The sequence below is a fragment of the Citricoccus parietis genome (assembly GCF_042433045.1).
Lineage (GTDB): Bacteria > Actinomycetota > Actinomycetes > Actinomycetales > Micrococcaceae > Citricoccus > Citricoccus parietis.
In genome coordinates this window covers 67,385-89,716 of the sequence record NZ_JBHLWH010000039.1, presented here as the reverse complement: position 1 = coordinate 89,716, position 22,332 = coordinate 67,385, and the positions used below count along the sequence as shown (strand labels likewise).

Below are 22,332 nucleotides of genomic sequence, written 5' to 3'. Positions count from 1 at the left end.
GCCGGGCCGGCCGCTATTCGACGCGGAACTGGACCTCATGCCAGCCGCTCGCGCCGTCCGGCACGGTGTCTGCGCGCTCTGCGGTCTGCACCTCGCCGTCGCGGTTCACGGCGCGGACCCGGGCCTTGTGGTTGCCGGGCTCGCCCTCCCAGTCCAAGGACCACTGCCGCCAGGTGTCCACGGTGGCCTCGGCCGCCAGGGTGGCGTCCTCCCACGCCCCGTCATCCACCTGCACCTGGACCCGGTCGATGCCGATGGTCTGGGACCAGGCCGTGCCGCCCAGGACGGTGGCGCCGGCCGGCACCGCCTCGAAGCCCCGCGGGACATCGATCCTCGAGGCCAGCTTGATGGGGCCGCGTTCCGCCCAGCCACGGTCCGTCCAGTAGGCGGTCTTGTCCGCGAAGCGGGTGACCTCCAGGTCCACCACCCACTTGGTGGCAGAGACGTAGCCGTACAGTCCGGGCACCACCATCCGCACCGGGAAGCCATGCTCCAGCGGGAGCGGCTCTCCGTTCATGCCGACCGCGAGCAAAGCGTCCCGGCCGTCGGTCAGGACCTCCAGGGGGGTTGAGGCGCTGAAGCCGTCAGCCGAGGTCGAGAGCACCATGTCCGCACCCTCCTGCGGCCGAGCCCGGGCCAACAGGTCCTGGAGCGGGAACCCCAGCCACTTGGCGTTGCCGGCCAGGTCCCCGCCCACGGGGTTGGACACGCACGTCAGGGTCACCCAGCTCTCCTGGAGGTCCAGCTCCAGCAGTTCGGCGAAGCTCAGGGTGAACTCCTCCTCGACCATGCCGTGCACCCGCAGTTCCCAGGTGGAGGGGTCGATCCGGGGGACGGCCAAGGCCGTGTCGATGCGGTAGAAGTCGCCGTTGGGGGTGACGAACGGTGGCATCCCGGGGGCTGGTGCGCCCACTCCTTGGGGCAGGGGAGCCGCCGTGCGGCGTGCCCCGGGCAGGCGCAAGGCGTCACGGGTGGCCTCCGCGGCCGTGCTGACGGCGGAGAGGGCGCGGCCACCGGCCATGGTCGCCGCGGCCACCACCGCCGTCAAGCCGGCGCCGATCAGGAAGGTGCGCCGTGCCGCCTCCGGCCGAGCGAGAGGTGCCGCTCCATCCTCGGTGGGCTCCGGGCCGGGGCCGGCGCCCACCGGGACGGTGCGCCGATGCGCCAGCCGCACGAGCCAGTTCAGCGCCGCGATGCCAGCCACACCACCGAGAACGGTGGGCAGCAGGTCGAGCCACCCCGACGCCGGCCGACTCAGGACGGCCGCGCCCAGGAGGACGGCGATGGCGGCACAGAGCACCGATGCCAGGGCCAGCCGGCGGCGGGCGATGAGACCCAGGACGGCGGCCAGGGCCAGGGCCACCACGCCCATGGACACCATCAGCACGAGCTTGTCCGCAGTGCCGAAGACGTCGATCGCGAAGTCCTTCAGCCACGAGGGTGTGATGTCGATGAAGGCCGCCCCCACGGCCACCAGGGGTGAGGACACCGGGGAGAACAGCGCAGAGGCGATCTCGGCGATGCCCAGCAGGAGGGCGGCGGCAAGGGCGCCGGAGGCGGCGAAGGGCCAGCCGCGGGCGGAGCCTGGTTCAGCGTGCCTCGTCATGGCCATCGTTCTTCTCTCGTCGGTTGCGCCTGGCGGCGATTGCCCTGGGCGTCGGATGCGCCTGGCGGCAGAGGTGGACAGTGTCGGAGGTGGAGAGTGGCGGAGGTGGAGAGTGGCGGAGGTGGAGAGTGGCGGTTGCGGAAGTGGCCGGCCCCGTACCTCCTTCGGTACCGGACCGGCCACCTCCGCGCCGTCAATGGACCGGCTCAGCCGGTGGAGGATCAGTCCATGGCCGGCATCAGGACGGAATCGACCAGGTAGACGGTCGCGTTGGCGGTCTGCACGCCACCGCAGATGACATTGGCGTCATTGACGGTCAGCTCGTCACCGCTGCCGGCCACCTCGAGGTCCTCGCCCTGCACGGTGGTGTGGGTACCGGCGATCTCATCCGGGGAGATCTGGCCGGGGACCACGTGGTAGGTGAGCACCGAGGAGAGCATGTCGGCATCCTCCACCACGGCGTTCAGGTCTTCCTCGGGGATGTCGGCGAAGGCGTCGTCCACCGGGGCGAACACGGTGAACTCGTCACCGTTCAGGGTGTCCACCAGGTCAACGTCCGGGTTCAGCTCGCCGGACACCGCCGAGGTGAGGGTCGTCAGCATGGGGTTGTTCGAGGCGGCCACGGCCACGGGGTCCATGGCCATGCCCTCCACCGAGCCGGCACCGTCAGGAACCTCCTCGGCATAAGCGGCGCAGCCCGGGCCGACCAGGTTGGCGGCCGGATCCATCATGGACTCCGAGGCGCTGGCAGATCCAGAACCGGACTCCATGGACTCCTCCATGGACGGCGAGGAAGACATGGAGGATTCGGACGAGGCGGCCGCCGAGGAGGAGGCCGGCTCGTCTGCGGCGCCGCCACAGGCGGTCAGTCCGAGGGCCGTCACAGCGAACAGTCCCAGCATGGTGTTACGCATCGTGGTCTTCATGATGACTACTCCTTGAAGTGTGTGGAACGTGCTGTCCCACTGGTGCCTCCCCCCGGTCTTCCGGGCGGGCTGTCATGGAGTATTCGGAGCCACCCGTCCGGCGGATGGGTCCGGGTGGTGAATCGGCAGAACTTTTTTCAGCCACTAACCTTGAGACACCATGCAATGCCCCCATTTCGACGCCGGCGAGTGCCGTTCCTGCCCCCTGATGGGCGTGCCCTACGCGGAGCAATTGGACCGGAAACAGGCCGGCGTCCGCCGCCTCCTGGATCCGGTGGCCGGCACCCGGGCCCCGGATGACTCGGAGCTGTGGCTGGATCCCGTCCCCTCACGTGAGTCCGGCTTCCGCAACAAGGCCAAGATGGTGGTCACGGGCACGGCCGAGAACCCCCGGCTCGGCATCCTCGATCCCCGCCAGCACCCCAAGCACCATGACGGCACCGGTGTGGACCTGCGCGACTGCGGCCTCTATGAACCGGCCCTCGGGGCGGCCTTCCCCGTGGTCGCGGAGGTCATCACCGCTGCCGCACTCGCCCCGTACAACGTCGGCACGCGCACCGGCGAGCTCAAGCACGTCATCATGACCCTCTCCCCCTCCGGCGGTCTGATGGTCCGGTTCGTGCTGCGTTCCACGGACCAGCTGCCGGCCCTCCGTGCTGCGGTCCCCGCCCTGCTGGCGGCCCTGCCGAACACCGAGGTGGTCACCGCGAACCTCCTTCCGGAGCACCGTGCCCTGCTCGAAGGCCCGGAGGAGATCCACCTGGCCGGGGCGCAGACGCTGACGATGCGCCTCAACGGCATCCCCCTGAACCTGCGCCCCCAGGGCTTCTTCCAGACCAACACCGCCATGGCGGCCACCCTCTACTCCCTGGCCTCCGAGTGGCTGGACACCACGGATGCCGTCAGCGTCTGGGACCTGTACTGCGGCGTGGGCGGCTTCGGCTTCCAGCTCGCCGAGGTCCGCCCTCACGACGACGGCCGGCCCGGCCCGCTCCCGGCCGGCACCGAGCGCACGGTCTGGGGCCTCGAGACGTCCGCGGACGCCGTCGCCGCGGCCCAGGTGTCGGCGCGGGAGCTCGGCGTGCAGGACCGCGTGCGCTTCGCCGTCGGGGATGCCACCGCGATCCCCACGGGACGGACACCGGACCGCGCACCCGACCTCGCCCCGGAGGAGCAGCCGGCCGTGGGCACCGGTGCCGGCGAGGTGCCCGCGGAGCTGCCGGACGCCGTCGTGGTCAATCCGCCGCGGCGCGGCATCGGCTCCGAGCTGGCGGACTGGATCGAGGCCTCCGGGATTCCGCACGTGCTGTACTCGAGCTGCAACGCGACCACGTTGGCACGGGACCTGGAGCATCTGCCCGGCTACCGTCCGGTGCGGGCGCGGCTGCTGGACATGTTCCCGCAGACCGAGCACTACGAGGTCCTGATGCTCCTCGAACGGCGCTGACCGCCCGGCCTCCTACGATCGCCGTGCCCGAGTGGCCCCGGGTTGATCCACTCCACGTCCCCCTCGTTAGGCTGGTCCCAAGACCTGTGGCCGGGTCCATGCAGGGGACTGACCGCGACGTCCCGAGGTAACCGCCCGAGGAACAGGAAGGCTTCATGCATCCACTGACTCGTCCCGTCCAGCTGACGGGCCCCGCCCGCCGCCACACCCTCCGCCATTTCCGGGCGGTCATCTTTGACATGGACGGGGTGGTCACGGACACCGCCGGCGTGCACGCCCGGGCGTGGAAGGAGCTCTTCGACGCCTCGATCGCGGCGGTCGGCACCCTGCCCCACAACCTGGCCACGGTGACCGCGGACCCGCGAGCGCTGCGCCCCTTCGACCACGTCACGGACTACCTGCAGTTCGTGGACGGCCGGCCCCGTGAGGACGGTGTCCGGGCCTTCTTCGCCTCCCGCGGCCTGAGGGTGCCGGAAGCCCCGGACGTGCTCACTGAATCGTCGGGGCCGGAGGCTCCCGTGGGTCTGGAGGCTGCTGCGGGTCCGGAGCCCGCCGTGGGGATGGCGAGCGCGCCGGCCGCGGAGGGGGCCGACGTCGGCGCTGACGGCGCACTGACCGTGCAGGCCCTGGCGGCCCGCAAGCAGGGGTTCTTCGAGGTGGTCCTGGCGCGCGAGGGCGTCGCGGTCTTCCCGGAGGCCCTCGCCCTGCTGACGCAGCTGCGGCACGATTCCGTACCCACCGCCCTCGTCACCTCCTCCCGCAACTCCGCGGCGGTGCTGGGAGCCGGACACGTGGACAAGCTCTTCGACGTGGTGGTGGACGGCAACACCGCCCTGGAACGGGGCCTGCCCGGCAAACCCGATCCGGCGATGTTCCGGCTGGCCGCCCAGCAGCTGGGCGTGGAACCGGTGGATGCGATCGTCCTCGAGGACGCGGCCTCCGGCGTGCAGGCGGCGCACGACGGCGGCTTCGGCCTGGTGGTCGGCGTGGACCGGGCGCGGGACCCGGACCGGCTCAAGAACGCCGGCGCGGACGTGGTGGTGGAGGACATCACCATGCTGCACCTGGAGCAGCGCACCACCCGGCCCTTCGACCCGAACTGGGTGCTGGCCTATGACGAGTTCGACCCGGCGGAAGAGGGCACCCGGGAGGCCCTCTGCACCCTGGCCAACGGCTACTGGGGCACGCGCGGCTCCGTCCCCGGCACCACCGCCGGCCCCACCCACTACCCCGGGACGTACGTGGCCGGCGTCCTCAACCGGCTGACGTCCACGGTCCAGGGCAAGACGGTGGAGACCGAGCATATGGTCAACGCCCCGGACTGGACCTTCGTGCTGGTCACCCTGGACAACGGCGAGGAGCTGGTGCCGGGCAACCCGAACCTGGTCTCGTACCGCCAGGAGCTGGACCTGCGCCGGGGCCTGCTGAGCCGCACCATGCGGTTCCGGGACGAGCGTGGCCGCACCACCCGGGTCAGCACCCGCCAGTTCCAGTCCTTCGCCGGCCACCACCTGGCCGCCATGGAACTGACGGTGGAGGCCGAGGACTGGACCGGCACGGCCACGGTGCGGTCCATGATCGACGGCCGCGTGTCCAACCAGAACGTGGCCGATGACCGCGAGCTCGCCTCGGACCACTGGGAGCCGGTCCAGGCTCGGGAGATCGACGGGGAGACCGTCCTGCTGGAGACCGTGACCAGCCAGTCCCGGTTGCACGTGGCCACGGCCGCCCGGACCCGCTTCCAGTCCCCCGCCGATGCACCCGAACCGGTCCGCACCCCCGTGGAACTGGGTCCCATGGTGATCGGCCATGACATCGGGATTGAGCTTGCCGAGGGCGTGCCGGTGATGTTCGACAAGATCGCGGCAGCGGCCAACACCCACGATCACGCCATCTCCTCGGTCTGGCACAACGCGGCCAAGCGCATCGAGCGGACCGGCTCCTTCCGCCAGCTGCTGACCTATCACGAGGAGATGTGGGGCATCAACTGGTCCCGGTTCGCCGTGAAGCTGGACCAGGCCCCTGAGCAGCACGGCCACCTGCTCCCCCCGGCCACCCGGCTCGACGCCACCGAGGCCCTGGTCCGCAAGGGAGCGAATCAGCGTCACCAGCTGGCCCTGAACCTGCACACCTTCCACGTGCTGCAGACCAGCTTCGGCTCCCGCCGGGACCTCGACGCCGGCCTGGGCGCCCGTGGCCTGCACGGCGAGGGCTACCGCGGGCACATCTTCTGGGATGAGATCTTCATCTATCCCATGCTGACACTGCGCCGGCCGGAACTGACCCGGGGCCTGCTGATGTACCGCTACCGCCGGCTCGGCGAGGCTCGGGCCAACGCCCGGGCCGAGGGATACCAGGGCGCCATGTTCCCCTGGCAGTCCGGGTCCGACGGTCGCGAGGAGACCCCCACCGAGCTGTGGAACGAACGCTCCCAGCAGTGGATGCCGGACAACTCGCACCGCCAGCGGCACGTCTCCCTGGCCGTGGCGTACTCCGTGCTGCGTTACGTGGAGGCCACGCATGACCAGACCTTCGTCTCGGATTACGGCGCCGAGATGCTCGTGGAGATCTGCCGGTTCTTCGTGTCCATGACCCACTACAACCCCGAGCGCGGCCGGTACGAGCTGCACGGCGTGATGGGTCCGGACGAGTACCACGACGGCTACCCGGAGGCCCCCGGCTCCGGCATGCGGAACAACGCCTACACCAACGTGCTGCTGTCCTGGGTGCTCTCCGAGACCGTGCGGCTGGTGCACTGGCTGGACGGACTGGACGACCCGCTGACCGAATGGCTGGACGTCTTCGAGGACGAGCTGGACCACTGGGCGGACCTCAGCCTGCGGCTGCGGGTGCCGTTCCAGGACGGCGGCGTCATGAGCCAGTTCGACGGCTACGAGGAGCTGCTGGAGTTCGACTGGGACGCCTACCGGGCGAAGTACGGCAACATCGGGCGGCTCGACCTCATCCTGCAGGCGGAGGGTGACACCACGAACCGCTACAAGCTCTCCAAGCAGGCGGACGTGCTGATGCTCACCTACCTGTTCTCCTCCGAGGAGCTCCAGGGCATCCTCAACCGGATGGGGTACCACTTCACCTCGGAGGACTTCGCGGCCACCGTGGACTACTACCTGGCCCGCACCTCCCACGGATCCACCCTGTCCCGCCTGGTCCACGGCTGGGTCGCGGCCCGCACGGACCGCTCCAGCTCCTGGGAGCTCTTCCAGGAGGCCCTCGAGGCGGACCTGTCCGACACCCAGGGCGGCACCACCCGTGAGGGCATCCACCTGGGGGCCATGGCCGGCACCGTGGACATGATCATCCGCTGTTACGCCGGCGTGGAGACCCGTGCGGACACCCTGTGGCTGCACCCCCTGCTCCCCGTGGAACTGCCGGGCCTGCAATTCACCATCCGGTTCCGCCGCCAGCCGTTGAGCGTGCGCATCACCCAGTACTGCATCACCCTGGAGTTGCTCGACGGCTCCGCCCACCCCATCCACCTCAACGTGGAAGGGCGGGACAAGACCATGCATCCGGGCGAGAAGTGGACCGTGCCGCTGCTGAACCGCCACCCGTCCCTGACCGCCTCCGTGGACCCCATGGCGTGCGTCTCCCCCGACGCCAACCGGCTCGGCATCCTCTGACCCGCCTGCGTTTTCCGTCGAGTTGGGGTGGGTGTTTCGGCGAAATACCCACCCCAACTCGACGGAAAATGACGGGGTCGGAGTCATCCCCTGGTTGTACACCGCGGGCCACAGGTTCACCCTCCGGTGTCTTCTGCGGCACCGGTCCCGGCGGGCACTCTGGAGAACATGAGCACGCCGACCCTGACCTCCACCTCCGCCTCCATCTCCACCGCCGCCAACGCCTCGTCCACCGCCACCCACTCTGACGCCACCCACACCGAAATCCCCGCCGAGGACCTCCGTGTCATCACCATCCCGGCCTCGGACGGAATGGCCGACTCCGAGCCCGTCCACCACGTCATCTCCGCCTCCGGCTACGCCGCGGACATCACCGACCCGATCGCCGAGACGCGCCCCGCCCGCACCGAGTCCACCGGTCGCGGCCCGGCCCTGCTGGGCATGCTGCTCGCCATGATCGCCGTGGGCACGTTCCTCACCCAGTTCACGGACGCCGGCCAGGAGATCGTCCTGGCCGCGATGCTGGTCTCGGGGCTCGCCACGGCTGGCATCACGCAGGTGCTCGCGGTCCGTGCCAGAATCCACCCATGAGCACTGATTCACCCGGCGCCCCGCTCACCGGCTCTCCGTTCGCCGCGCAGGACGCGCCTGACACCAGCCCGCACACCACCCCGCAGTTCACCCCTCCCGCGGTGCCCGTGGTCGCCGCGCCGATGGCCGGCGGGCCCTCCACCTGGCAGCTCGCCGCAGCGGTCTCGGCCGCCGGCGGTCTGGGCTTCCTGGCCGGCGGCATGCGTCCGGTGGACCAGTTCGTCGCGGACGTCGATGCGGCCCGCCAGGCCACGGACATGACCATCGGCGTGAACCTCTTCGTTCCTGAGCCGGCCAACACCGCCATCCCGGCCGCCCGCAAGTCACCCGGTTCCGAGGCACGACGCCGGCGCGCGGCCGAAGTGGCCGCCTACCGTTCCGCGCTTCTCGCCGAGGCGGCAGCCCTCAGTGTGGACCTGCCCGGCACCGACGCCCCGTCCAACCAGCGCCCGGCCGTGGACCCGGACGCGATGGACGGCTGGGACGCCAAACTCGAGGCCGCTGAGGCCGGCGCCTGGCCCCTCGTCACCTTCACCTTCGGCCTGCCCGCACCCGAGGTCTTCGACCGCCTGCACGCCGCCCGCTGCACCCTCGGCGTCACCGTGACCACCGTCGAGGAGGCCACCGCCGCCCTGGCCCACGGCGCCGACGTGCTCAGCGTCCAGGGACCTGAATCCGGCGGACACCGCTCCGTCCACGATCCCCAGGCCGCCCCCGGCACCACCGCCCTGGCCGAGCTGCTCGCCGGGGTGCGCGCCGGCGTCGGGCCCGAGGTTCCGCTCTTCGCCGCCGGCGGGATCATGGACGCCGCCGGAGTGCGTGCCGTGCTGTCCGCCGGTGCCACCGCCGCCCAGTGCGGCACCGCGTTCCTGCGGGCCGAGGAGGCGGGCACCTCCGCCCTGCAGCGCGCTGCCCTGGAGCAGGCCGCCGCCGGCACCCGCTTCACCCACGACGACGGCTCCGCCCGCACCGCGCTGACCCGCGCCTTCTCCGGGCGTTGGGCGCGGGGCCTCGAGAACCGGTTCATGCGCGACCACGCCGACGCCCCGGCCGCGTATCCGGAGGTCAACGTCCTGACCCAGCCCCTGCGGGCGGCGGCCACCGCAGCCGGTGACGCGGAGGCTGTGAGCCTGTGGGCCGGCGTCGGGGCCGCCCGGACTCGCACGGCCCCGGCCGCAGAGATCCTGGGGGACCTCACCCCCTAGCGGGCGATCGGCACACACCAAGAGCAGGCCCTCCCACATTGCGGGGGCACCTGACGTGGGCTTAACGCCTTCACTACGAACCGGAAACAACGGGGAAACGCGGCTTCCATAGCGTTGATTGCGCACCGAGGGGCCGGACTGTCACACCAAGAATGGCAGTCCGGCACGTCACAACGAGCGCATCATCATCACTCGAGGAGTCCCCATGAGTCTGCCGTCTTCCGCATCACCCGCGCCCCGCGACCGCCGCCGATCCCGGCGGCGCATGGCTGCCGTCCCGGCCATGCTGGCCGTCCTGGCGCTGGCCGTCTCGGCCTGTGGCGCCAGGGCGGGCGAGACGGCGGCAGGCGGTGCGGAATCCGCCAGCGGCGGCAGCGGCACCAGCTGCGTGGACACCAGCGGGGACAACATCAAGGTCGGTTTCATCAACTCACTCTCCGGCACCATGGCCATCAGTGAGACCACCGTCTTCGAGTCACTGTCACTCGCGGCCGAGGAGATCAACGAGGACGGCGGCGTCCTCGGCAAGCAGATCGAGATCGTCTCGGAGGACGGCGCCTCCGAACCGAGCATCTTCGCCGAACGCTCCGAGCGCCTGATCCAGCAGGAATGCGTGGCCGCCGTCTTCGGCGGCTGGACCTCCGCGTCCCGCAAGGCCATGCTGCCCGTCTTCGAGGCCAACGACTCCCTGCTGTTCTACCCCGTGCAGTACGAGGGCATGGAATCCTCCCAGAACATCTTCTACTCCGGGGCTACCACCAACCAGCAGATCATCCCGGCCCTGGACTACCTCGTGGAGGAACAAGGTGCCACCTCCCTGTACCTGGTGGGCAGCGACTACGTCTTCCCCCGCACCGCGAACACCATCATCAAGGCCTATGCCGAGGAGAACGACCTGGAGATCCTCGGCGAGGACTACACGCCGCTGGGTTCCACCGACTTCACCACGATCGTCAACCGCGTGCAGTCCTCCGGTGCTGACGCCGTCTTCAACACCCTGAACGGCGACTCCAACGTGGCCTTCTTCCGCCAGTACAACAGCGTCGGCCTGGACCCGGATGCCATGCCGGTGATGTCAGTGTCCATCGCCGAGGAGGAGATCGAGGGCATCGGCGCAGGCAACGTGGAGGGCCAGTTCACGGCCTGGAACTACTACCAGACCCTGGAGACCCCGGAGAACGAGTCCTTCGTGGAGCGGTTCAAGGCGGCCGAGGGCTCTGACCGCGTGACCTCGGATCCGATGGAGGCTGCCTACACGAGCCTGTACCTGTGGAAGGCCATGGTCGAGGAGGCCGATTCCTTCGCCACAGACGACGTCCGGGCCGCCGCCGGAGCGGTGTCCTTCGACGCACCCGAGGGCATCGCCGCGTACAACCCCGAGAACCAGCACCTGGTGAAGACCCCTCGCATCGGGCAGGTCAACGGCGAGGGCCTGATCGACATCGTCTGGGAGACGGACGAGGCCATCGAGCCGGACCCGTTCCTGGAGGGCTACGACTGGGCTGCCTCCATCAGCGCCTCCTTGGACACCGAATAGGCCTGCCGAACCCAGCTCGACGCCGGCCACCGCCGGACCCTGACGGACGGGAAACACATGGACATCCTCATCTCACAACTGGTGGCCGGCATCAGCATAGGCTCGGTGCTGCTGCTGGTCGCCCTGGGACTCTCGCTCACCTTCGGCCAGATGGGCGTCATCAACATGGCTCACGGCGAGTTCATCATGATTGGCGCCTACACCACCTTCGTGGTCCAGCGCGTCCTGGTGGATGCGGGGCTGTCCCTGCTGGTCGCCATTCCGGCGGCCTTCGTGGTGGCCGGCCTGCTCGGACTGTTGATCGAGCAGTTCTTGATCCGGCACCTCTACCACCGTCCCCTGGACACCCTTCTGGCCACGTTCGGCGTGGGACTGGTCCTGCAGCAGGTGGCCCGGGACGTCTTCGGCGCCCAGGCGGTGGACGTCGCGGTCCCCGCCTGGCTCCAGGGCAACGTGCAGGTGTTCGGTGCCGTGGTGCCCTACTCACGGCTCTTCATCCTGGTGCTGTCCCTCCTCGTGGTCGGCGCCCTGGCGGTGTTCATGGCCCGGTCCCCGTCCGGCCGGCGGATCCGGGCCACGGTGCTCAACCGCGACCTGGCCGAGACCAGCGGCATCTCCACCCGGCGCATGGACCGGATGACGTTCTTCCTCGGCTCGGGGCTGGCCGGGATTGCAGGCGTGGCCATCACACTGATCGGCTCCACCGGGCCCACCATCGGCACCAGCTACATCGTGGATGCCTTCCTCGTGGTGGTGGCTGGAGGCATCGGCAAGATCAAGGGCGCCGTGATCGCCGCCTTCACGCTCGGCGTGCTCCAGGCCGTCATCGAGTACTCGACCACCGCCAGCCTGGCCAAGTTCTTCGTCCTGGTCATCGTGGTGGCGTTCCTCCAGGCCCGGCCCCAAGGGCTGTTCACCGTCAAGACAAGGAGCCTGGCATGAGCTTCACCAGCACAGAACGCACCGAGGACACGACGGGCACGGCTCACGAGACCGCTGGTGGAACCGCCGTCGGTCCGAGCCTCGGACGGCCAGCAGGCCCCGTGCCGGGGGTGCCCCGGCGCCGCATCGCCTACGGGGGCATCACCGCGCTGGCCGTAGCCCTGATGGTGATCGTGCCGATGGTCTTCGGCCCCTTCCAGGTCAATCAGATCGGTCGGTTTGTGAGCCTGGCGATCGTGGCGGTGGGCATCGGCCTGGCCTGGGGGCGCGGTGGCATGCTCACCATGGGCCAGGGCGCGTTCTTCGGCATCGGCGCCTACATCATGGCGATGCACATGCTGCTGTCCGATGCCGCCCTCAACGGACCAGACACCCTGCCCTCCTTCATGGTGCTGTCCGGCCGCAGCGAGTTGCCCTGGTTCTGGATCCCCTTCAGCAGCGGGGGTACAACCCTCGTGGCCATCGTGGCCCTGCCGGCGCTCGTGGCCGGGCTACTCGGCCTGTCCCTGTTCAAGCGCAAGGTCAAGGGCGCCTACTTCGCCATCCTCAACCAGGCCCTCGTGGCCGCCGTGGCCGTTTTGTTGATCGGACAACAGGACACCCTGGGTGGTTCCAACGGGCTCAGCGGCTTCCAGTCGTTCATGGGCCTGTCCCTGGCCGACCCGCTCAACCAACGGTTCGTCTACCTGCTGGCTTGTGGCGTCCTCGTGGCGATGCTGGCCGTCGCGTACTGGCTCATGCGCAGCCGGTTCGGCGAACTGCTGGTGGCTACCCGGGACGGCGAGGAACGCGTGCGCTTCCTCGGTTACGACCCGGCCTTCGTCAAGACCATCGCCTACATGGTTGCCGCCGTGATGGCGAGCATCGGCGGGGCCCTCTTCGTACCGATCGTCGGCATCATCTCCCCCACCTCCATCGGGGTCGCCCCATCCATCGCCTTCGTGATCGGCGTCGCGGTCGGCGGGCGCAGCTCGCTCTTCGGCCCCGTCCTCGGCGCCCTCGTGGTGGCCTGGGCCGAGTCCTCCCTCGCACAGGCCTTCCCCTCGGGCTGGAGCTATCTCCAGGGCCTGCTGCTCATCCTGGTCATCGTCCTGCTGCCCGGAGGGGTGGCCTCCCTCGGCCAGCGGTTCCGCCGGCGCCGGGCCGGAGGCGACGAGTCCGCAGCCGACCAACCGAAGACCATCCCGAACACCATCTCGAAGGGAGCCCACGCATGAGTGTGGTTGACATCGGTACCCAGCCGGCCGCCGCGAATCCGGCCCGCCCGCCGGAGCACACCGGGTGGGCCGGACTGGTGGTCCGGGACCTGCAGGTACGCTTCGGAGCCTTCACCGCCGTGGACGGAGTCGACCTCGACTTCACCTCCGGCGCGGTCCACTTCCTCATCGGGCCCAACGGCGCCGGCAAGACCACGTGCGTGGACGCCATCACGGGTCTGGCCAGGGCCACCGGCTCCGTCCGGCTGAACGGCCGGGAGGTCCTCGGGGTCCCCGTGCGGCGGCTGGCCCGCCAGGGCATCGGCCGAACCTTCCAAACCGCGACGCTGTTCGAGAACCTCACCGTCCTGCAGAACCTGGACATAGCGGCAGGGATGCACCGGTCCCGCTGGGCCTTGCTCGGTGCCAGGCGGCGGATCGACCCGGCCATCGACGAGGCCCTGGAGACCACGGGGCTCGGCCATGTCATCAACCGCCCCGCCGGGACCCTCTCGCACGGGCAGAAGCAGTGGGCGGAGATCGCCATGCTCCTGGTGCAGCGGGCGGAAGTGCTGTTGCTGGACGAGCCGGTGGCCGGCATGAGCCACGACGAACGGGAGGCCACGGGACGCCTTCTCCACCGCCTCAAGGACGGCCGCACCGTGATCGTGGTGGAACATGACATGGACTTCATGCGCCAGTTCGCCTCCGGGGTGACGGTGTTGCACCAGGGCAAGGTCCTGTCCGCAGGGTCGGTGGAGGAGGTCACCGCCGATCCCCGGGTCCAGGAGGTGTACCTGGGTAGCGTCCCGGATGTGGACCACGGCAGCGCCGAGGGGGACACCGCGCCATGATGCTGGAGATCGACACCCTGACCGCCGGCTATGACCGGACCACGGTCCTGCGGGACGTCAGCCTGAACTGTGCCGAGCGCGGGATCACCGCCGTCCTGGGCCACAACGGGGCTGGCAAGACCACCCTGCTCCGCGCCGTCGTCGGGCTCCTGCGCCCGACCTCCGGGACCATCCGCCTGGACGGCAAGGACATCGGCAGGCTGGCACCCCACCGCAGGGTCCACGAGGGGCTCGCCTACGTCCCCCAGGGCCAGCGTTCCTTCGAGCAGCTCTCCACCCTGGAGAACCTCCAGGTGGTCGCGGACGGCCAGCCCCGGTCTCGCCGCCGCCGGGCCGTCCAGGAGGCGCTGGACCGCTTCCCCGCTCTGCAGGCTGTCCTGGACCGCCAGGCGGGTCTGCTTTCGGGCGGCCAGCGGCAACAGCTGGCCATTGCCCGGGCACTCATCACGGCGCCCCGGCTGCTCGTCCTCGACGAGCCGACCGAGGGCATCCAGCCCTCCGTGGTGCTGGAGATCGAGCGGGCCATCGAGTCCCTGGCCGCCGACGGCATGAGCATCCTGCTGGTCGAGCAGCACGTCGGATTCGCGGTCAGCGTGGCCCAGACCTACACCGTCCTCGCGGCCGGCCGGGTCATCCAGCAGGGCACCGGCGGGGCCGAGGCCCAGGCCGATGTCCGCGCGGCCCTGACGCTCTAGGCACGGATGTCCAGACCGGACCACCGCCATGTGCCGAGGAACGCCCTGGTGATCACAGTGACCTTGGCCCTGACCTCGTGCGCACCGGGCGCGGCGGCACCGACTGCGGACCGGGCCACCGGCCTGCGCCTCGCCGAGTCGGCCGAGTACTCGAGCCTCCATCCTCTCGACCACCCGCTCGGCATCACGACCAAGCTCTATGACGGCCTGGTGAACGTCGGGGACCACGGAACCCTGGTACCCGGCCTCGCAGAGGACATGCCGGAACCCGACGACGACCTGACGACCTGGACGGTCCGGTTGCGTCAGGACGTCACGTTCTCGGACGGATCCGCCTTCACGGCTGAGGACGTCGTCGCGTCCTATGAATCCGTACGAGACCCGGGGACGGGCTCCTGGATGGCGGCCGACTACGGCATGATCGAGTCCGTGACGGCCGTAGGCGAGGACACGGTCGAGTTCGAGCTGGCCCATCCCTATGCCGGGCTCCCCGCGCGGCTGACCCTGGGGATCCCCGCATCCGAGTCCCTGGGCGGGTCAGTCCTCAATTCCCCGTTGACCGCAGAACCTGTGGGCACAGGGCCATACGTGCTGGACGAGTGGCGGCGTGGCGCATCGCTGTCCTTGACGGCCCGTGAAGGCTGGTGGGGCGGTGAGCCCGAGGTCGATCGTCTCGACATCGCCTTCGTCCCCGACGAGAACGCCCGTGCCCAGCGGCTGCGTAGCGGGGAGTTCGACGGGGCCCAGCTCTCCCCCCGGCTGGCGGAGACCCTCGACGGGGCCGACGGCCTGGAACTGGTTTCAAACCCGTCAGCCGACTTCCGGGGCATCTCCCTGCCCCAGACCCTGCCCTTCTTCCGGGACCCGGATGTCCGGATCGCCGTCAACCTGGCCACGGACCGGCAGGGGATGATCGATGGCATCCTCCACGGCCACGGCCAATCACTCGCCACACCTCTGACCCCAGCGCAGGGTGACGCCTACGAACCCGCGGCGCAGTTCGCCTTTGACCCCGGCCGTGCCGCCCGCATGCTGGACGGCGCGGGATGGACGCTCAATGCGGGCGGCGTGCGGGAGAAGGACGGCCGGGAGTTCGCCTTCAACCTGATGTACTTCGCCGAGGACACCCTCCGCCGGGACCTGGCCCAGGCCTTCGCCTCGGACCTGTCCGCGGTGGGCATTAGGGTCACCCTGGAGGGCGTGGACCGGCCCCAGGCCGCAGCCTCCATGGACGAGAACGCCTTCGTCCTCGGCGGCGGTGATCTGCCGTACGATCCCGATGCCCAGGTCTACCGCCAAGTCGCCTCCGAGTTCGCCGGACACGACCCGGATGACGCCTACTCGAACCCTTCCGGCTACGCCGACGACGAGGTCGACCGGCTGCTGGCGGAGGCCCGAGAGGAGGGCGATCCGGAGGCCCGGGCCACACTCTATCGGGATCTGCAGGACAGGCTCGTGGAGAACCCGCCCCTGGTGGTCCTCATGTCCCTGGACCACACCTACGTGGCCCAGGGACTGGACGACTGGGCCGGCCTCGCCCCCGTGATGGAGCCCCACGAGCACGGCGTGGCCTGGGGGCCCTGGTGGAACGTCGGGTCCTGGAGCCGGCGATGAGGCGGCCATGAGCACGACGTCGGCTCCCGAGCGGGCGGCTGCCTCGCCGTCCCCGCGGATCGGCCCCCGCCGAGACTGCGCAGGGCACAGGGTGCGAACGGGGCGCGCGGAGTCCGGGGGACGAACCGCGCGGGCCGCGTGGCTCGTGGCGCGGCGGTTGGCCTGGACGGTCCCGATGCTGGTGGTTGTCTCCCTCGGCATCTTCGCCCTGGCCGCGCTCTCACCGGCAGACGCCACGTCGGGGTTCCTCGGGGCGAACGAGGAGTTCGCCTCGGGGGACTCGCGGGTCAACGTCACCGGACTTCTGGTCTCCGGGAACTGGCTGCAGTCTTGGTTCGGGTGGGCCGGTTCGGCGTTGGCCGGCGACCCCGGCTGGTCCACGGTCTACCGTGCCCCGGTGGCCGAGGTGGTCGCCTCCCGGCTTCCGTGGACCGTCCTCATCATGGCCTTCGGCCTGGTGGTGGCGGCGGTGGTCAGCGTCGCGGTCGCCCTCGGCATCGCCCGTCGGCCTGGCCATCCGGTGTCCCGGATCGTGGCGTCGGGATTGTGGACTGTTTCCGCCGTGCCGTCCTTCCTGGTGACCCTGGGACTGATGGCGGTCTTCGCCCTCGGGTTGGGGTGGCTTCCGGCGGGCGGACTGACCGATGCCGGAGCGGACATCGGCGTGGCCCAGGTTGCTGTCCATATGGTGTTGCCGACCCTCGCCGTGGCCGTGTCCCAACTGCCCTGGATGACCCTGCATCTGCAGGAATCGCTGGCCGGCCAGCTGCAGGGCCCGGCGGTGGCGGCCGCCCGGGTCCGGGGGCTGTCCGAGACCACGATCCTGCTCCGGCATGTGCTGCCCGCCGCATCGGTTCCGGTGCTGGCCATCGCGGGGACCCGCCTGCCGGAGATAGTGGCCGGCGCCGCCCTGGTGGAGCTGGTCCTGTCCTGGCCGGGGCTCGGCCAATCCCTTGTCGACGCGGCCCTGGCCGGGGACCTGGCTCTGCTGGCCGCCACCGGTGTCCTGCTGACGGCGCTCTCGCTCCTGGGCGGGCTGGTGGCCGATCTCGCGCTGGTGGGCCTCGACCCGAGGGTGGATCCCCGTGGACTCTGACGTCTCCCTGGCCCGGCGTCGCCGGACGGATGCCTCCCCGCCAGGGGCCCGGAGGGGCCCCTCCCGATCCGGCCGCGTCACCTGCGCCGTGGTCCTGTGCGTCCTCGTCGTCTATGCCGTGGCCGTCCCGATGGTGTTTCCAGTCGACCCGAATCTGGTCGACTATCAGACCGGGGCCCAGGGCCCCTCGGCCGCACACCCGTTCGGCACCGATGTCGCCGGACGGGATCTGTTCCTCCGGTCTGCCGCGGGGCTGCGGGTGTCTCTGCTGGCGGCCCTGGCCGGGGCCGCAGGGGCCGTGGTCATCGGGACGGTGGTCGGTGCCTCGTGTGCCGTGATCGGCGGCGGTGTCGGCCGCTGGTGCCTGCGCGGCGTGGATGCCCTGAACGCGGTGCCGCACCTGCTGCTGGGGATCGTGGTGGCCTCGTTCTTCCGGGGCTCGCTCCTGGCGATCGTCATGGTCGTCATGCTCACGCACTGGACCCAGACCGCGCGGATGGTGCGCTCCGAGATCCTGTCCCTGCGCCAGCAAGACCAATTCCGGGCCGCCGTCTCACAGGGCTTCACCCGGGCCCAGCTGATTCGGCACGTCGGACTTCCGCGGGTGCTGGGTCACTTGGGGGTGGCCTCGGGCCTGCTGGTCCCGCATGCGGTCTGGCATGAGTCCACACTGACGTTCCTCGGTCTCGGAATGCCACCCCACCTCCCGTCTCTGGGTTCCCTGCTCCAGTTCGGGCAGGAGTCGCTGCTCTCGGGCTCGTGGTGGTCGCTCGCCGTTCCAGCCGGCCTCCTGGTCCTCACCACCGTCAGCCTGGCCGGACTGTTCCGGTCCCGGGTCAGCCATGCGTGAGCTCCGTGGCCGCCGCAGTCCGGTACCCGTGTCCGGCCCGTCGGCAGGACCTCGATACGGGCCCGGGACTGGACACCGGCACGAACACCGGCACGAGCACGAGTCTGCGGGCATCACCGTCCGCGGGCTCACCGTCGCCCTGGGTGGAACGGTGGTCCTCGACGGCATCGACCTCGACGCCGTCCCGGGGGAGCTACACGTCCTCTTCGGCCCCAGCGGGGCCGGGAAGTCCACCCTCGTATCGGCGCTGACCGGCAGCCTGCCCGCCGGGGCCGCCGTCGACGGCGAGGCACGGCTCTCGGGCCCCGGGGTACCCGGTGGTGCAATGGCCGACCTGGTCCGCACCCCGGCGCGGGCGCGCCGCCGACTGGCCGGCCGGTGGATCGGCTGTGCCCCGCAGGCTGCCGGCGGCGCCTTCTCACCCACACTGACGTTGCGGACCCAGCTCGGCCAGGCGCAGCACCAGCCCCGCCGCTCCGGTCCGTCCTTAGGCTTCGCCCACCCGCACCGACTGGCCGACCCGGCCCGGCAGCTGGAGGAGCTGGCCACGGCGGCGGGAATCGATCCGGCCATCCTGGGGAACTACCCCCACCAGTTCTCCGGCGGCCAGCTGGGCCGGTTGAACCTGCTGGCGGCCATGGTGAATCACCCGCCCGTCCTGATGGCCGACGAACCCACCACCGGCCTCGACCGGGAGTCCGCCGATCTCGTCGGCGGAATGCTGGCCCACTATGCGCGGTCCGGGCACACCGTGCTGGTGGTGACCCACGACTCCGGGTGGGCCCGCCGGTGGGCCCATCGCGTGACCCGGTTGTCCGATGGCCGCGCCATGTCCACGGGCACCCCGGAGGGGGTGCTGCCCTCGATCCGCCCCGCCAGGGTCCGGGCCAGGACTCCGGCCGACGGGCCGGTGGTGGTGGCCGCTCGCGGTGCCACCGTGCGCCACCGGGAACGGGACCTGCTGGCCCCGACGGACCTGGAGATCAGCTCGGGCGAGCTGGTCGGGCTGACGGGACCATCCGGCGTCGGGAAGTCCTCACTGGCCGCCGTGCTGGCCCTCTTGGAGGCCCCCTACCGCGGCCATCTCGAGCTCCAGGGCCGAGCCCTGTCCGGGGCCGGGCTGGACCTCTCCCCCGCCACCCGCCGGCTGGTCGGATGGATCTCCCAGCATCCCCGCCAGGCCATGGACCCCCGGGCGCGGCTCCGCGACATCGTGGCGCTCCCGGCCCGGCTGGCCGGCATCCCGGTGGACGTGGCGGAACTGGTGCACTCGCTGGGGCTCGATCCCGTCCTGCTTGACCGGCGGCCCCACGAGGTCTCCGGTGGCCAGCTCCAGCGCTTCTGCGTGGCCCGGACCCTTGCCCTGGAGCCCCAGGCCATCATCGCGGACGAACCGTTCTCGATGGTGGACGAGGACTGCGCCGAGACGCTGCTGGGCCGGTTCCGCGACACCGCAGAGGCAGGTGCGGGCGTGCTGCTCATCGGACACGACCTCGGTCGTCTGGGGTCGGCCTGCGATCGCGTCCTTCGACTTCACCCGGGTCCCGAGGGAGCCGTCCTCCGTGAGGTCGACCGGGACGACAACGGGGTATTCCCTTGGCTTCGGGGGACCTGCCGGGACGACGAAACCATCCGGCCGCCCCACGGAAACACTCCCGAAACGCCGCCTGCCTAGCCTGAGGTCATGAGGCTGACGGCACGCGAGCAGGAAAAGCTCATGATCGTGGTCGCCGCGGATCTGGCGCGGCGACGCCAGGGCCGCGGTCTGAGACTGAACTACCCGGAAGCCGTGGCCATCATCACCTACGAGCTGCTCGAGGGCGCCCGCGATGGCCGGTCGGTGGCCGAGTTGATGTCCTACGGCTCGACCATCCTCTCCCGGCACGAGGTGATGGAGGGCGTGGCCGAGATGATCCACGACGTCCAGGTCGAGGCCACCTTCCCGGACGGCACCAAGCTGGTCACCGTCCACGACCCGATCAGGGAGCGCGAATGATCCCCGGTGAATACCTGCTGTTCGACGAACCCATCACCCTCAACGCGGGGCGGGATGCTGTGGAGATCTCCGTCCTGAACACCGGCGACCGGCCGGTCCAGGTCGGCTCACACTTCCACTTCGCCGAGGTCAATGCCGCACTGCGTTTCGACCGTGGGGCATCATACGGCCACCGCCTCGACATCCCGGCCGGCACCGCCGCCCGTTTCGAACCGAGCGATCCCCGCACCGTGCGAATCATTCCCCTCGGCGGGCGGCGCGAGGTCCACGGATTACGCGGCCTGGTCAACGGTCCGCTCGACCGCCCTGCCGAGGCGGCCGTCGACAGCGCGGCGGACGGTGGAAGCGCATGAGCCGGCAGATTCTCCGCCGGCAGTATGCCGACCTCTACGGCCCCACCACCGGGGACAGGATCCGGCTCGCGGACACCTCCCTGTTCCTGGAGATCGAACGGGACCGCACCGTCCACGGCGAGGAGGTCGTCTTCGGCGGGGGCAAGGTCATCCGGGACGGGATGGGCCAGAACGGCCAGGTCACCCGGGACGAGGGCATTCCGGACACGGTCATCACCAACGCCGTCATCGTCGACCACACAGGGGTCTACAAGGCCGACGTCGCCCTCCGGGACGGGCACATCCTCCGCATCGGCAAGGCCGGCAACCCCGGGATCCAGGACGGGGTGGACATCACCATCGGCCCGGCCACGGAGATCATCGCCGGCGAGCGCAAGATCCTCACCGCCGGGGGGATCGACACCCACATCCACTTCATCTCTCCCGAACAGGTGCCCACGGCGCTGGCCAGCGGCATCACCACCATGATCGGCGGTGGTACCGGCCCCGCCGAGGGCACCAAGGCCACCACGGTGACCCCGGGCCCCTGGCACCTGCACCGCATGCTGGAGGCCGCCGAGGGGCTGACCATGAACCTGGGGTTCCTCGGCAAGGGCCACGCCAGCGCTGCCGAGCCGCTGGCCGAGCAGATCCGGGCCGGGGCCGTGGGCCTGAAGATCCACGAGGACTGGGGGGCCACGCATGCCGCCATCGACACGTCCCTGGCCGTGGCCGACGAGTACGACGTCCAGGTGGCCATCCACACGGACACCCTGAACGAGTGCGGCTTCCTCGAGGACACGGTGGCCTCGATCGGAGGCCGGGTCATCCACACCTTCCACACCGAGGGGGCCGGGGGCGGGCACGCCCCGGACATCATCGCCATCGCCGGGCACGAGAACGTCCTGCCCGCCTCCACCAACCCCACGATCCCGTTCACCCGCAACACCGCCGAAGAGCACCTGGACATGCTCATGGTGTGTCACCACCTCAACCCGGACATCCCCGAGGACGTGGCCTTCGCCGACTCCCGGATCCGTCCCGAGACCATTGCGGCGGAGGACGTCCTGCACGATCTGGGCGTCTTCTCCATCATGTCCTCCGACTCCCAGGCCATGGGCCGGGTCGGCGAGGTCATCATCCGCACGTGGCAACTCGCCTCAGCCATGAAAGACCGCCGCGGCCCCATCGATGAACACGGCCCGTCCCCGGAGGCCAACGACAACCTCCGCATCCGGCGGTACGTCGCCAAGTACACGATCAACCCGGCCCTCGCCCAGGGCATCGCGGACTCGGTCGGCTCGGTGGAGCCGGGCAAGTTCGCGGACCTGGTCCTGTGGGACCCGGCCTTCTTCGGGGTCAAGCCTGACCTGGTCATCAAGGGTGGTCAGATCGCCCACTCCGTGATGGGGGATCCCAACGCCTCGATCCCCACCCCCCAGCCGCAGCTGCTGCGCCCGGCCTTCGCCGCCCACGGCCGGGCCGTGTCCTCCTCCTCCATCACCTTCCTGTCCCGGGCCGCGATCGACGCCGGCGTCCCGGAGCAACTGGGACTGCGGAAGACCATCCGCGCGGTGTCCGGATGCCGGGACCTGCGCAAGCAGGACATGGTGCTGAACAACGCGACGCCCGAGATCACCGTGGACCCGCAGACCTACCGGGTGGCGGTGGACGGCGAGGACGTCACGTGTGATCCCGCGGAGACCCTGCCGATGGCCCAGCGGTACTTCCTGTTCTGAGCAGGTCCCGACCCGCATCACGGCCGCACACCACATCCCCGCCGATTCCCGAGACCCGGAGCCTG

General features: G+C 70.3%; 18 protein-coding genes. 16 read left to right on the top strand and 2 right to left on the bottom strand.

The window, feature by feature from the left end:
- Window positions 1–13 precede the first annotated feature (13 nt).
- Both ACFFIO_RS13490 and ACFFIO_RS13485 read right to left on the bottom strand, forming a co-directional pair.
- On the bottom strand, window positions 14–1,606 hold the full coding sequence (locus ACFFIO_RS13490; protein ID WP_378042558.1) for a molybdopterin-dependent oxidoreductase: 1,593 nt from the start codon (window positions 1,604–1,606) through the stop codon (window positions 14–16).
- A 221-nt stretch (window positions 1,607–1,827) separates the two neighbouring features.
- Window positions 1,828–2,532, bottom strand: a complete 705-nt coding sequence (locus ACFFIO_RS13485; RefSeq protein WP_378042556.1) for a fasciclin domain-containing protein — start codon at window positions 2,530–2,532, stop codon at window positions 1,828–1,830.
- A gap of 160 nt (window positions 2,533–2,692) precedes the next feature.
- On the opposite strand from ACFFIO_RS13485, the gene ACFFIO_RS13480 reads away from it, so the two are divergent.
- The 16 genes from ACFFIO_RS13480 to ureC all read left to right on the top strand — a co-directional run bounded on the left by ACFFIO_RS13480 (window position 2,693) and on the right by ureC (window position 22,267).
- A complete protein-coding gene (locus tag ACFFIO_RS13480; RefSeq protein WP_378042554.1) occupies window positions 2,693–3,979 on the top strand; it encodes a methyltransferase domain-containing protein in 1,287 nt (428 codons plus the stop codon).
- Between the two features lie 155 nt (window positions 3,980–4,134).
- Window positions 4,135–7,620, top strand: a complete 3,486-nt coding sequence (locus tag ACFFIO_RS13475; RefSeq protein WP_378042553.1) for an HAD-IA family hydrolase — start codon at window positions 4,135–4,137, stop codon at window positions 7,618–7,620.
- A gap of 168 nt (window positions 7,621–7,788) precedes the next feature.
- Window positions 7,789–8,211 (top strand): hypothetical protein, encoded by a 423-nt coding sequence (locus tag ACFFIO_RS13470; protein ID WP_378042551.1) that lies wholly within the window; start codon window positions 7,789–7,791, stop codon window positions 8,209–8,211.
- Window positions 8,208–9,416, top strand: a complete 1,209-nt coding sequence (locus ACFFIO_RS13465; RefSeq protein ID WP_378042549.1) for a nitronate monooxygenase — start codon at window positions 8,208–8,210, stop codon at window positions 9,414–9,416. Before ACFFIO_RS13470 ends, ACFFIO_RS13465 begins: the two co-directional genes overlap by 4 nt.
- A 205-nt stretch (window positions 9,417–9,621) precedes the next feature.
- Entirely contained in the window at window positions 9,622–10,953 is a 1,332-nt protein-coding gene (urtA, locus tag ACFFIO_RS13460; RefSeq protein ID WP_378042547.1) for an urea ABC transporter substrate-binding protein, read from the top strand.
- Between the two features lie 57 nt (window positions 10,954–11,010).
- A complete protein-coding gene (gene urtB / locus ACFFIO_RS13455; protein ID WP_378042545.1) occupies window positions 11,011–11,895 on the top strand; it encodes an urea ABC transporter permease subunit UrtB in 885 nt (294 codons plus the stop codon).
- A complete protein-coding gene (urtC, locus tag ACFFIO_RS13450; RefSeq protein WP_378042543.1) occupies window positions 11,892–13,112 on the top strand; it encodes an urea ABC transporter permease subunit UrtC in 1,221 nt (406 codons plus the stop codon). Before urtB ends, urtC begins: the two co-directional genes overlap by 4 nt.
- Complete coding sequence (urtD, locus tag ACFFIO_RS13445) at window positions 13,109–13,945, top strand: urea ABC transporter ATP-binding protein UrtD (protein WP_378042541.1); 837 nt, start codon at window positions 13,109–13,111, stop codon at window positions 13,943–13,945. Before urtC ends, urtD begins: the two co-directional genes overlap by 4 nt.
- The gene (gene urtE / locus ACFFIO_RS13440) at window positions 13,942–14,640 is read left to right on the top strand and encodes an urea ABC transporter ATP-binding subunit UrtE (RefSeq protein WP_378042539.1); all 699 of its coding nucleotides are present in this window, start codon (window positions 13,942–13,944) and stop codon (window positions 14,638–14,640) included. The genes urtD and urtE overlap by 4 nt, the downstream gene beginning before the upstream one ends.
- 48 nt (window positions 14,641–14,688) lie before the next feature.
- Window positions 14,689–16,254 carry an ABC transporter substrate-binding protein gene (locus ACFFIO_RS13435; RefSeq protein WP_378042537.1) on the top strand — a complete coding sequence of 522 codons (1,566 nt, stop codon included), beginning with the start codon at window positions 14,689–14,691 and terminating at the stop codon, window positions 16,252–16,254.
- Between the two features lie 7 nt (window positions 16,255–16,261).
- Window positions 16,262–17,350 carry an ABC transporter permease gene (locus ACFFIO_RS13430; RefSeq protein ID WP_378042536.1) on the top strand — a complete coding sequence of 363 codons (1,089 nt, stop codon included), beginning with the start codon at window positions 16,262–16,264 and terminating at the stop codon, window positions 17,348–17,350.
- Window positions 17,340–18,200: an ABC transporter permease gene (locus tag ACFFIO_RS13425; RefSeq protein ID WP_378042534.1), complete on the top strand. Its 861-nt coding sequence runs from the start codon at window positions 17,340–17,342 to the stop codon at window positions 18,198–18,200. Before ACFFIO_RS13430 ends, ACFFIO_RS13425 begins: the two co-directional genes overlap by 11 nt.
- 28 nt (window positions 18,201–18,228) lie before the next feature.
- Window positions 18,229–19,875, top strand: coding sequence for an ABC transporter ATP-binding protein (locus ACFFIO_RS13420; RefSeq protein WP_378042532.1), 1,647 nt, complete (start codon window positions 18,229–18,231; stop codon window positions 19,873–19,875).
- 9 nt (window positions 19,876–19,884) lie between these two features.
- Complete coding sequence (locus tag ACFFIO_RS13415; protein WP_378042531.1) at window positions 19,885–20,196, top strand: urease subunit gamma; 312 nt, start codon at window positions 19,885–19,887, stop codon at window positions 20,194–20,196.
- Window positions 20,193–20,549, top strand: a complete 357-nt coding sequence (locus tag ACFFIO_RS13410) for an urease subunit beta (RefSeq protein WP_378042529.1) — start codon at window positions 20,193–20,195, stop codon at window positions 20,547–20,549. Before ACFFIO_RS13415 ends, ACFFIO_RS13410 begins: the two co-directional genes overlap by 4 nt.
- Window positions 20,546–22,267 (top strand): urease subunit alpha, encoded by a 1,722-nt coding sequence (ureC, locus tag ACFFIO_RS13405; RefSeq protein WP_378042527.1) that lies wholly within the window; start codon window positions 20,546–20,548, stop codon window positions 22,265–22,267. Before ACFFIO_RS13410 ends, ureC begins: the two co-directional genes overlap by 4 nt.
- Window positions 22,268–22,332 lie beyond the last annotated feature (65 nt).

What these genes read in the sequence shown, in the direction of transcription:
- urtB (WP_378042545.1), top strand. Translation starts at nt 11,011, where the DNA reads ATGGACATCCTCATCTCACAACTGGTGGCCGGCATCAGCATAGGCTCG.
- ACFFIO_RS13415 (WP_378042531.1), top strand. Translation starts at nt 19,885, where the DNA reads ATGAGGCTGACGGCACGCGAGCAGGAAAAGCTCATGATCGTGGTCGCC.
- ACFFIO_RS13490 (WP_378042558.1), bottom strand. Translation starts at nt 1,606, where the DNA reads ATGACGAGGCACGCTGAACCAGGCTCCGCCCGCGGCTGGCCCTTCGCC.
- urtE (WP_378042539.1), top strand. Translation starts at nt 13,942, where the DNA reads ATGATGCTGGAGATCGACACCCTGACCGCCGGCTATGACCGGACCACG.
- ACFFIO_RS13470 (WP_378042551.1), top strand. Translation starts at nt 7,789, where the DNA reads ATGAGCACGCCGACCCTGACCTCCACCTCCGCCTCCATCTCCACCGCC.
- ACFFIO_RS13485 (WP_378042556.1), bottom strand. Translation starts at nt 2,532, where the DNA reads ATGAAGACCACGATGCGTAACACCATGCTGGGACTGTTCGCTGTGACG.
- urtA (WP_378042547.1), top strand. Translation starts at nt 9,622, where the DNA reads ATGAGTCTGCCGTCTTCCGCATCACCCGCGCCCCGCGACCGCCGCCGA.
- ureC (WP_378042527.1), top strand. Translation starts at nt 20,546, where the DNA reads ATGAGCCGGCAGATTCTCCGCCGGCAGTATGCCGACCTCTACGGCCCC.
- ACFFIO_RS13480 (WP_378042554.1), top strand. Translation starts at nt 2,693, where the DNA reads ATGCAATGCCCCCATTTCGACGCCGGCGAGTGCCGTTCCTGCCCCCTG.
- ACFFIO_RS13410 (WP_378042529.1), top strand. Translation starts at nt 20,193, where the DNA reads ATGATCCCCGGTGAATACCTGCTGTTCGACGAACCCATCACCCTCAAC.
- ACFFIO_RS13430 (WP_378042536.1), top strand. Translation starts at nt 16,262, where the DNA reads ATGAGCACGACGTCGGCTCCCGAGCGGGCGGCTGCCTCGCCGTCCCCG.
- ACFFIO_RS13475 (WP_378042553.1), top strand. Translation starts at nt 4,135, where the DNA reads ATGCATCCACTGACTCGTCCCGTCCAGCTGACGGGCCCCGCCCGCCGC.
- urtD (WP_378042541.1), top strand. Translation starts at nt 13,109, where the DNA reads ATGAGTGTGGTTGACATCGGTACCCAGCCGGCCGCCGCGAATCCGGCC.
- ACFFIO_RS13465 (WP_378042549.1), top strand. Translation starts at nt 8,208, where the DNA reads ATGAGCACTGATTCACCCGGCGCCCCGCTCACCGGCTCTCCGTTCGCC.
- urtC (WP_378042543.1), top strand. Translation starts at nt 11,892, where the DNA reads ATGAGCTTCACCAGCACAGAACGCACCGAGGACACGACGGGCACGGCT.